This is a genomic window from Paenibacillus alginolyticus DSM 5050 = NBRC 15375 (genome assembly GCF_000422905.1).
GTDB lineage: Bacteria > Bacillota > Bacilli > Paenibacillales > NBRC-103111 > Paenibacillus_E > Paenibacillus_E alginolyticus.
This window is the reverse complement of record NZ_AUGY01000022.1, coordinates 84,926-95,669: the sequence shown is the minus strand read 5'-3', so window position 1 is coordinate 95,669 and position 10,744 is coordinate 84,926. Positions and strand designations below refer to the sequence as shown.

At 41.1% G+C, this 10,744-nt stretch carries 7 protein-coding genes; all 7 read left to right on the top strand.

Going from position 1 to position 10,744, the window contains the following annotated elements:
- Nucleotides 1-1,482: hypothetical protein (locus tag G519_RS51045; RefSeq protein ID WP_029194934.1), on the top strand; the 1,482-nt coding region annotated here is incomplete at its 5' end.
- 351 nt (nt 1,483-1,833) lie between these two features.
- Entirely contained in the window at nt 1,834-4,866 is a 3,033-nt protein-coding gene (locus G519_RS0112195) for an S-layer homology domain-containing protein (protein WP_051253340.1), read from the top strand.
- A gap of 72 nt (nt 4,867-4,938) precedes the next feature.
- The gene (locus tag G519_RS0112190; protein ID WP_244280098.1) at nt 4,939-5,490 is read left to right on the top strand and encodes a hypothetical protein; all 552 of its coding nucleotides are present in this window, start codon (nt 4,939-4,941) and stop codon (nt 5,488-5,490) included.
- 193 nt (nt 5,491-5,683) lie between these two features.
- Nucleotides 5,684-5,956 (top strand): alpha/beta-type small acid-soluble spore protein, encoded by a 273-nt coding sequence (locus G519_RS0112185; RefSeq protein WP_029194931.1) that lies wholly within the window; start codon nt 5,684-5,686, stop codon nt 5,954-5,956.
- Between the two features lie 341 nt (nt 5,957-6,297).
- Nucleotides 6,298-7,503, top strand: a complete 1,206-nt coding sequence (metK, locus tag G519_RS0112180) for a methionine adenosyltransferase (protein ID WP_029194930.1) — start codon at nt 6,298-6,300, stop codon at nt 7,501-7,503.
- Between the two features lie 179 nt (nt 7,504-7,682).
- A complete protein-coding gene (locus G519_RS0112175; protein WP_244280097.1) occupies nt 7,683-7,922 on the top strand; it encodes a hypothetical protein in 240 nt (79 codons plus the stop codon).
- A 200-nt stretch (nt 7,923-8,122) separates the two neighbouring features.
- Nucleotides 8,123-10,726 (top strand): stalk domain-containing protein, encoded by a 2,604-nt coding sequence (locus G519_RS0112170; RefSeq protein WP_029194928.1) that lies wholly within the window; start codon nt 8,123-8,125, stop codon nt 10,724-10,726.
- The last annotated feature ends 18 nt before the right edge of the window (nt 10,727-10,744 follow it).

Below are 10,744 nucleotides of genomic sequence, written 5' to 3'. Positions count from 1 at the left end.
ATAACAGTAGATGCTAACAAAAAAGTAGAGAAGTCCGCTGAATACACAGTAACTTACTATGAAGGTGGCGCATCTGCAACGGCAAAAATCTCTTTGAAAGCATCCGCAGTTCCAGCGAAATTGGAGTTCGGTTCTTTCGGAGGAACACTAGCCGCTGGTGAAACGAAAGATCAGTATATCCCGGTTAACGCTTATGATGCAGACGGCAAACAATTGACAGCAGATGAAGTCGTAGACGCTGCTAATATGATTTCCATGAACGTCACAGGTGCTACAATTGCAACTGACTCCACGGTAACAAACGGTATCGTGAGATATGGTGAGCACAAAGGCCAATTGAAATTAACTAGTGTAACAGCTGGTGACAAAGGTATCGTTTACCTGTTCATGTCCATCTACAACTCTAACATTCAAACGCAAGCTCAATTGTCCTTGAATGTACAAAGTGTTCGCACACCTGAGACGGTTGTTCTAACAGGTGACGATGCTTCTAAGAAAGCTCTTGAAGGTGCAACAACATCCTTTAAAGTACTTGTGAAAGATCAGTACGGTGAAACACTTGATGCAGCATCCGCTGGATACTCTGTTGATCTGACAGTAAGTGGCTCGACATATGCAAATGTAACCTTAAATGGTGTTGCACTAGCTGATGGAACAAAAACGATTGCAAACACAAACTTTGCTGACTTAAATGATAAAGAAATCTTGTTCACAGCAAACAATGCTGGTCCTGGCAAAGCAACAGTTACAGTTGTATTGAAAAAAGATTCAACTGAACTGAAAACATTCGAAAGAACAGTTGAAGTAATTAACGGTACAGATTTGACGTACACAGCTAAACCAGTAAGTGATGTCTATGCCGTAGATACTATGGATGCTTCTAAAGTAGCGCCATTCAATACACTAGCAGGAAGCTTTGCTAAGAAGTTGGATGTAACTGTAACAGATAAATCTGGCGATACAGTTGCGGTTCCAACGAAAGCATTCACAGGATTATACTCTTCTGATCCAAGTGTAATCGAGGCGGGTCTTGTTGGAACAGATGGTAAAGTGCTTGGTCATAAAGCAGGTAAAGCTACAATTACAGCTGTATTAGTGAAAGCTAACAATGAAACACAAGAGTTTAACTACGAAGTTAATGTAAAAGCAGACGCTCCAGCGGTAAGCACATTAACTACAGATTCCACAGTGAAATACACTGGCGCAGCATCGCTTGCTGTAGGAACACTGATCGAAACAAAAGTTGTAGATAACTATGGTGTTGAGTATGAGAAATTCGATAACACAACAGACTACAATAAATTCTTCGGCGTGCAGTATGTGATTTCCGATGTTAAAGGTGGCGGTACAGTAACAATAAACGGCGCTGGTCAATTTGTAATCACAGAGAATGCTGGACAAAACAAATTCGTGAATGAGTTTGTAGTAAAAGCAATTACTGCAAATGGTAAAGTAGCAACAACAGTGGTTACGAAAAACTAATTTTTGAAACGGAAGAGACCCGCGAGGGTCTCTTTTTCGTTTATTACTCAGCATATTTGATATGAAACCATAAATAAAAAAAGTTTTTTTCAAAAAACGCAACTTTTTAAAAATGAACGCGTTTAATACTTTGAAACAGTTAAAGAGAAAAGATATACATACAAATAAATGTATACCTGGAATACTCTATAAAATAATTCTTTACGACGCTAATCGACCATTGTATAATGTAAATTGGTGTGGGTGTCTATTTTCCTACTTTAAGTTTACTAGTTTCCAATGTAGCCACTAGAGCTGCACGCGAACTTAGTTATATTATGCTCTAACTCTGGAAAGGGGGTGAACCAAACAATGAGTAAATCGAGCTCAAATATTGTTAGATTCAACCTAAAAAATAAAACCAAAGATATTCAAGGAGGAGAAAAAAAGGTTATGAAAAAAAGTTTATCCGTAATTCTCTCTACAGCAATGGCATTATCCATGTTTTCTTCCGTAGCATTCGGTAAAACATCTGCTGATTTCACAGATCTTAAAGATCTTGACGCAGCTACAAAAGCAAAATTTGATGCACTTATCAGCGCAGGTATCTTCGATGGTACAAGCGAAACTACTTTCGGTCTGAAAGAAGAAATGAACCGTGCTCAATTCGCGAAAGTTGCAGCTTTGATCACTGGTGTTGAAGTTAAGAAAGATTTGAAAACTTCCAGCTTCTCCGATGTTAAAGCTGATGACGCAGCTAACGGCTACGCTCTTCCTTACATCGAAGCTTTGAAAACTGCTGGTATCACTGATGGTTACGGCGAAGGCACTTACAACCCAGCTGGTAAAGTGACTAAAGAACAACTTGCTACTTTCTTGGTTCGCGTACTGGGTAAAGATGCTGATGCAAAAGCAAAAACAGGTACTGATACAACTGTTTCTGGTTGGGCACAAGGCTATGTAGCATTGGCTCTTGAATTGAAACTTCTTCCTGCTGGCGCTGATGGTAAATTCGGTGGTCAAGGTAACGCAACTCGCGACCTACTTTTGACTGGTGCATACGAAGCTAAAGCTCAATATGTATCCCCAGGTAAAGTATCCGTTACTGAAGCTAAAGCTACTGGTGTTAAATCAGTAACAGTAACATTCAGCAAACCAGTAGACGATACTAAAGCTACTTTGGCTCTGACAAGAGGAACTGTTGCTGTTAAAACTACTGCTGTATTTGCGGCTGATAAAAAATCCGCTGTTCTTACTTTGACTGATGTTAAAGTAACTGAAGGTAACTACACAGTAACTCTTGCTGGTCTTGATGCAGCAACTGTTGATAAAACTGCAGGTACTTTCACAGCTGAAAACGAAAAAGTAACTAAAATCAGCTTCGTAAATGCTGGTGACAAAGTTGCTAAAAGTGAATCTGGTAAGGAAATTACTATTAAAGTAAAACCAGAAAACCAATACGGTGAAGTTGCTACAGTTAGTGGTACAGATTACACTGCTAACGTTGCAGGTTCGACTGTTACTCCTAAACGTAATGCAGACACAGGTTTGTTAGAAATTGGAGTAGATACTTCAAGCAATACATTGTACCCAACTGAAATTGGCGTATTGCCGATCACTGTAAGCTTGAATCAATCTTCTGTATACGCTCAAAAGACGTTCAAAATCGGTTACAACCAAGTTGTTTCCAAAGTTGAACTAGGAACACCAACTTATGCAACTGGTAAAACTGCAATCTCCAAAGAAGGAGATAAAGTTGAATTTAGTATCACAAGATATGACCAATATGGTGATGTTATTACAACTGACATTCCTGCTACTGTACCACAACCAGTATTAACGCCTAATGATCTTAGCATCTTAACTAAAACTTTCAATTTTACAGATAAGAAACTTGCTATTACAGTTGCTACTGGTAAAAAGGTTGAGAAGTCAGTTGAGACGACGGTTACTTATTATGAAGGTGGAGCTTCTGCAACAGCTAAGATTTCTTTGAAAGCTTCTGCAGTTCCTGCAAAATTGGAATTCGGTTCTTTCGGTGGAACATTAGCTGCTGGTGAAGTTAAAGATCAGTACATCCCAATCAATGCTTATGATGCAGACGGTAAACAATTGACTGCTGATGAAATTGTTGATTCCGCTAGTTTGATTACTTTTAGTGTAACAGGCGCAGTTGTTGCATCTGATTCAACAGTCACTGCTAATGGAATTGTAAGATATGGCGAGAACAAAGGTAAACTTAAAATTACTAGCGTAAATGCTGGTGAAAAAGGTATTGTTTACTTCTTTGCTTCCATTTACAACTCTAACATCCAAACACAAGCTCAACTCACATTGACTGCACAAGCAACTCGTGTGCCTGAAACTATTGTGTTGACTGGTGATGATTCAACTAAAAAAGCACTAGTGGGAGCAACAACAACATTTAAGGTATTGGTTAAAGACCAATATGGCGAAACTTTGGACACTACAACAAAAACAGATTATAGCGTTGTTGTGACAGTAAGTGGTTCTACTTATACTGATGTAACAATAGCAGGATGGAATCTTGATGCATCTGTTCCAGCTGTTCCACAACCACTAGCTGACGGTGATCAACCAACAATTACCAATACTCAATTTGCTAACATCAATGACGATACAATTACTTTTAAAGGTAAAGCTGTTGGTGGCAGTGGTAAAGTTAAAGTAACCTTGAAAAAAGGTACTGCTGAACTGAAAACTTTCGAAAGATCTGTTGAAGTTATTGCAAATTCAGATTTAACTTATTCTGCTAACACAATTAGTGATCTTTATGGAACTGCTTCTGTTAGTACATCTGACAGTGTTACTTTCAACACATATAACAGTAGCTTTGCTAAAAAAGCTGGCGTAACAGTGAAAGATAAGTCGGGAGACACAGTAGCTGTACCTGTTAAGAAATTCTTAAGTGTGTTCTCTTCGGATCCAAGTGTTGCTCAAGCTGGTATCGCTGGAACTGATGCTAAAGTAGTTGGTAAAAAAGCTGGTAAAGCTACAATTACTGCTGTAATCGAGAAAGCAAACGGTGAGAGCCAATCATTCACTTATGATGTGAATGTTAAAGCTGATGCATTAGCTGTAGCAACGCTTACGGCTAAAGCTAATGTGAAATACACAGGCGCAGCATCCTTGATTGTTAAAGATCTTATTGAAACTAAAGTTGTTGATAACTATGGTATTGAGTTTGCGAACTATGACAATACTCAAGCTTACAACACATTCTATGGTGTTCAATACGTGATCTCTGATGTTAAAGGTACTGGATCAGTAACAATTAACAATACTACTGGATTGCTTACAATTCCAGGAACTGTTGATGAGTTTGTTATCAAAGCAATCTCTGCAAACGGCAAAGTTGCAACAACTGTTGTTACTAAAAACTAATCTCTAATCTATCCAGAAGACCCTTCGGGGTCTTCTTTGCTTATATACACATATATTGGAGTTGAAGCAACCTTGTATAGAAATACTAAAATATTTATTTTTGCTATTGCTTTGATTTTCTTTTTAAATTTAATTATTAACCCTGCCCAAGCCGAAGCCCCAACTCCAGGCTCGTCCACCGACCCGGTGATCACAAAGAGCTACTTCGATCAGAACACCTTAAGCGAAGCAAAGGTGAAGGAGCTTGTCGCCTCCGCGATCGCGGCCAATGCTGGCGCAGGCCAGCCTAGCGGGAGCAACGGAGGCACGGGCTCTTCCACGCCAGCGTCAATGAAGGTTGTCCAATTGCAAAATGGACAAACGCTTTACTCCGGTGCTGGCGCCGAGTTTATCGTGCGAACAGGCAAGGTACTCGCCGTGAGCAACGATGAAAATGGCATCCCGGATGTTACGGGAGGCAAAGATCTGCCAGCGGGGACAGAAGTCGCGCTGAATCATCTTTTGATTTTCCCGGCCGAAGGCCGCGGTATTAAGTCATCGCCGAAAAATACGGCGGACATTTTTGTCATGGTACGAGGAAGCTATTTATTGCTGAATGCCGACGGAAGTAAGGCTGCTCAATAAAGTTTTTTTCGTATTGCTGCACTAAATAATGCATATATTTCAATAAAAGTCTTCTCCATAATTTTACCCAAACTAACAAGTTCTTATGCGGTTCGACTTCAGGAATCTAGCCATACTAGTGATGTACTCACATCATCGGCAATTGCTTATGGAGTGTCGTAATCACAACAAAAACTCTAAGGAGGCGTTTGTTATGGCTAGAAACAATAATAAAGTGGTTCCAGAATCGAAAAAGGCTTTGGATATTCTAAAGTATGAGATTGCTGCTGAATTAGGTTTGCCTGTTGGTAAGCAAATGTCGCTTCATGCGGATACAGAATTTGCTACGGAATTGGGATCGATTCCCTCCTCTTCAATGAAGGAAGACTACTGGGGACATATCTCTTCGAGAGATGCGGGAGCTGTAGGAGGAACGATTACTAAAAGACTGATTCAGAAGGCAGAAGAAGCGCTATTTTCTTTATAGAACTTTATGTATTTTGTTGAATTATTCATAATTTCTTCACGGTTTACTGCATTGACACTAGACGACAAATGACGTAAGATAACTAATTGAAGGTCAATATTTAATTTAACCTTTTCCAATCGGGAAAGGTTCATTTTTTTGTTGTCTTTATTTATGGATTACTGTTTGATTCTTATTTTTACCATTGCGGAATTCAAGGATCTTGTCAGCGCTTGAGCGCAAAAGAGGGATTCCGTTTGGCGTGAAAAGCTGCCGCTAAAGCCGGGCCCACTTTTTTTCATATAGAGGCATCGTGTAGAAGCTTTTCAAACATACTAAATGATATTAGGAGGATGAATGATATGGCGCAAGTACGTGGACGTCGTTTATTTACATCCGAATCCGTAACAGAAGGTCATCCGGATAAAATTTGTGACCAAATTTCTGACTCGGTATTGGATGCATTTCTTGCCAATGATCCGAATGCTCGTGTAGCATGTGAGGTATCTGTAGCAACTGGTTTGGTTTTGGTAATCGGTGAGATTACTTCAAGCTCTGAATATGTTGATATTCAAGCAATCGCTAGACAAACAATTAAGGAAATTGGTTACACGCGTGCGAAGTATGGTTTTGACTCCCAAACATGTGCGGTTCTCGTTTCTTTGAATGAGCAATCCCCTGACATTGCACAAGGTGTTAACAGAGCCCTTGAAGCAAGAGAGGGTTCGATGTCTGATGAGGAAATTGAAGCAATCGGTGCTGGTGACCAAGGTCTGATGTTCGGATTCGCGGTTAACGAGACGCCTGAGCTTATGCCTCTTCCAATCTCGATTTCTCATCAATTGGCTCGTCGTTTGACCGAAGTTCGTAAAAATGGAACTCTTCCATACCTGCGTCCTGACGGTAAAACACAAGTAACGGTTGAGTATGTCGATGATAAACCAGTTCGTGTTGATGCCATTGTTGTATCCACACAGCATGGTGAAGAAGTTACGTTGGAACAAATCCAAAAAGATATTAAAGAACATGTTATCAACCCAATCGTTCCAGCTCACCTCTTGGATGCGAACACAAACTATTTCATTAACCCGACTGGCCGTTTCGTTATTGGTGGACCTCAAGGGGATGCTGGTTTGACAGGTCGTAAAATCATCGTTGATACTTACGGTGGTTACGCTCGTCACGGCGGCGGCGCATTCTCTGGTAAGGATCCAACGAAAGTTGACCGTTCCGGTGCGTACGCAGCTCGTTATGTTGCGAAAAACATTGTAGCAGCTGGCCTTGCTGAAAAATGTGAAGTTCAATTAGCTTACGCAATTGGTGTAGCTCGTCCAGTGTCCATTGCTGTGGATACTTTTGGTACAGGTAAAGTTAGTGAAGAGAAGCTCGTTGAGCTGATTCACAATAATTTTGACCTTCGTCCTGCGGGAATCATTAAAGAGCTTGATCTGCGTCGTCCAATTTACCGTCAAACAGCTGCTTATGGTCACTTTGGCCGTAATGATCTGGATGTTCCTTGGGAGCGTACAGATAAAGCTGAGTCTTTGAAAACACAAGCATTGGTTTAAATGAATAGATGGAAAAGAAGAGCTGTCCAATTAGGGCAGCTTTTTCGTATATAAAATAAGAACGTTTGTTTGCTATATTTCCTTTTATTTGGTATAATATTTATATAGTCCGAAGATGCTCTAAGTTCGAGTAATATGGTATAATCGTAAAACAGCATTAAGTAAATGAATCGGGAGTGATGATGTTGGATAATGATTTGAAAGAGGCACTATCCGCGTTACTTAGGGCTGAATTATCTCCAGTGATCGAGAGATTAGACAGATTGGAATTGGAACAAGTTCAAATTAAGCAAGCTGTATTGGAAACCAATGAAACGGTTAAAAGGATGGAGCTTATTCAAGAGCAGCAGCATACGATTATTGAACTATTATCCGCTAGGTCGATTGAGCAAGAAGCGAAGCTTAAATGGTCTAAATAAAATATCAAGCATCGCAAGCAGAGAGCAGATCCGATTAGGGTCGTGCTCTCTTTTATTTTTCTGGTTCTTGGTCATATTTTTGACGTATAAATACAACTCTCAATCTATCGTAACTTTTTTACTAGTTTATGAGTCTATATAAGTACGTTCAAAAAGATAGATACTAGTCTTAGACTGAAAGAGGAGAGTGGAAAAGCAACATGACGGTACAGAAGCAAGTAGGAATGGGTGCGCTGGCTTGCGCATTGGTATGGCAATTGGTTGCGGGGACTACGGTAAACGCGGCAGGTCCGACGTTGACACTTAGTTCGCAGGAGACGATTACATCTGGTGCAATTATGAAGAATTACATTTGGACAACAACGAGAAGCAATAAGGACGTTTCGGTGAACGCCAATGTGGTAGAAGTTGATTTGACGAATCCGAACGTGAAGATAGACGCAATGGCTGGAACGAAGAATCAGTTCACGAAAAACCAAAGTGTTCTGGGGATGGTGAAAGATACCGGTGCCGTGGCAGGTGTGAATGGGGATTTCTTCAATACACAAGCGGAAGGTGTTCCGGAAGGCGCACAAATCACAAATGGTCAGGTGATGGCGACCCCGGCGAAAATATCTGGACTTTATTCTTTTGCAATTACGAAGAGTAATCAACCGATTATTGATATTTTTGATTTTCAAGGCAGGGTTACGGCGAAGGACGGGACTTCTTTTGAGCTTGGCGGTGTGAACAAAACGTATTATTGGGACGATAACGATGTCGCGATGATCGCAGATGGACTTTTCCTCTATACGAATGCTTGGGCTTTAACGCAGCGTGCGGTAGATGGAACCCATGTTCCAACGGAAGCACTCATACAGAATGATGTAGTCAAGGAAATTGCCGTAGATACGAATATTAAAATGGTAGCTCCAGCAGATGGCTATATCCTCAGAGGCTCAGGCCTAGCTAGGGAGTTTATCGTAAATCACCTCAAAGTCGGAGATAAGATCACTACCAAATATGATATGGTCCCGCATGATGCGTCAAAGACGTATGATTGGAAGAATTTTAAGATGCTCATTGGCGGCAGCACACTGCTAGTGGATGAGGCGAAGCCGAGTTATTTTACACGTAATATTGGAGATTTCAGTGGCTACAGCCCACGTTCCCGAACGGCAATAGGCTACTCCAAAGACATGAAGACGGCTTATATCATTACTTCAGATCGTAGCGCAGGCAGTGCAGGGATGACGCTTCCAGAGCTTCAGCAGTTTATGATTAGTGCTGGCGTTTGGAGAGGGATGGTTCTGGATGGCGGGGGATCGACCCAGATGGTTTCAAGACCACTCGGAGATTTTGATCCGAAGCTAGTTAATAAAACAGAGAATGGCAATCAGCGTTCCGTTGTAAATGGTGTGGGTGTGTATTCAACGGCACCGAAGGGCGAGTTGAAGGGACTTATTTTAAAAGGTCAAAATATTTTATTCATGAATGAATCCAGCACTTATCAATTTAAAGCTTATGATGACTATTATAATCCGATTTCCGTAGATGGCATTGTTCCACAGTGGAGTAGTTCCACGACGAATGGAGCGTTCAAAGATAATGTGTTTACACCGACACTACCTGGTAAAACCCAAATCATTGCCAAGTCAGGCAAAGGTTCAGCATCCATGGACGTTGAGGTTGTCGGAAGAGATCAGATAACTTCCATGAAATTTAACTCAGGATCCTTTTCACTTACAGAAGGTGGAGATTTCAAGCTGCCCATATCTGTAACGACTAGAAGTGGCGCAACACGTGAATTGCCTCCGGCATCAGCGACTTGGGAGCTAAGTGGGATTAAAGGGACTCTGAAAGACGGTATTCTTCATGTGGATAGCGCTTCGGGCTCTCAAGCTGCTCAAGTTATTGCGAGATATGATGGTTATAGCACAATGGTTACACTGCCTATTGGCCAGGAAAAGGTTTGGTATGATCTTGATAAATTTGCGGTTATGACAACAGGAGACAAGTATCCGGCAGAGGTTGTTTCCGCAGTTAACATTGTGCCAATTAGCGGCAATAAGAGTCTGGAAATTTCGTATGATTTTACAAAAGGAACAGGTACTAAAGCAGCTTATGCTAGATTCAATGGGATGAATGGTGCTCCGATTGAAGGAGAACCGGATTTCATCACAGCCAAAGTGCTTGGTGACGGAAGCTTTAACTGGGTGCGTGCAGAAATTGTTGATGCGGATGGTAAGCTGAATTACGTGAGTTTCACTGAAAATATGAACTGGACAGGCTGGCGCAAGGTAACGGCTGATGTGTCCGACCTCAAGTTCCCGATCAAGATCAAGAGTATATATGTCGCTAATCCAGCGAATGGACAGGATGAAAGAGCACTCAAAGGGAAAATTAACATCGATGATATCTCTTTCATTTACAAAGGACAGCTAGCCGCTCTGCCGAAAAATACGATAAAACTGAATGTATATAAGAAACAAGCGACGTTGAATGATAAATCTTATACATTGGAGCAAGCTCCGACGATTGTGAATGATAATACGTTGGTTCCGATTCGTTTCGTAACAGAAGCATTAGGCGGCAATGTGAAGTGGGATGACAAAGAGCGGAAGGTAACCGTCGTACGAGGCGATAAGCTTATTGACCTATGGATTGATAATGCTGATCTGCTTGTAAACGGGGATCGTGTGACGGCTGAAGTGTCTCCTAAAATCATGAATAATGTGACGATGGTGCCTTTGCGGCTCATTTCAGAGAAATTAGGCTTTAAGGTAGGCTGGGAACCCAAAAATTATGGGATAACGATCGAATAAATAGTGCTAGAAGTACAC

Coding starts and splice junctions, on each gene's coding strand:
- G519_RS0112195 (WP_051253340.1), top strand. CDS start 1,834: ATGAGTAAATCGAGCTCAAATATTGTTAGATTCAACCTAAAAAATAAA.
- G519_RS0112185 (WP_029194931.1), top strand. CDS start 5,684: ATGGCTAGAAACAATAATAAAGTGGTTCCAGAATCGAAAAAGGCTTTG.
- metK (WP_029194930.1), top strand. CDS start 6,298: ATGGCGCAAGTACGTGGACGTCGTTTATTTACATCCGAATCCGTAACA.
- G519_RS0112175 (WP_244280097.1), top strand. CDS start 7,683: ATGATGTTGGATAATGATTTGAAAGAGGCACTATCCGCGTTACTTAGG.
- G519_RS0112170 (WP_029194928.1), top strand. CDS start 8,123: ATGACGGTACAGAAGCAAGTAGGAATGGGTGCGCTGGCTTGCGCATTG.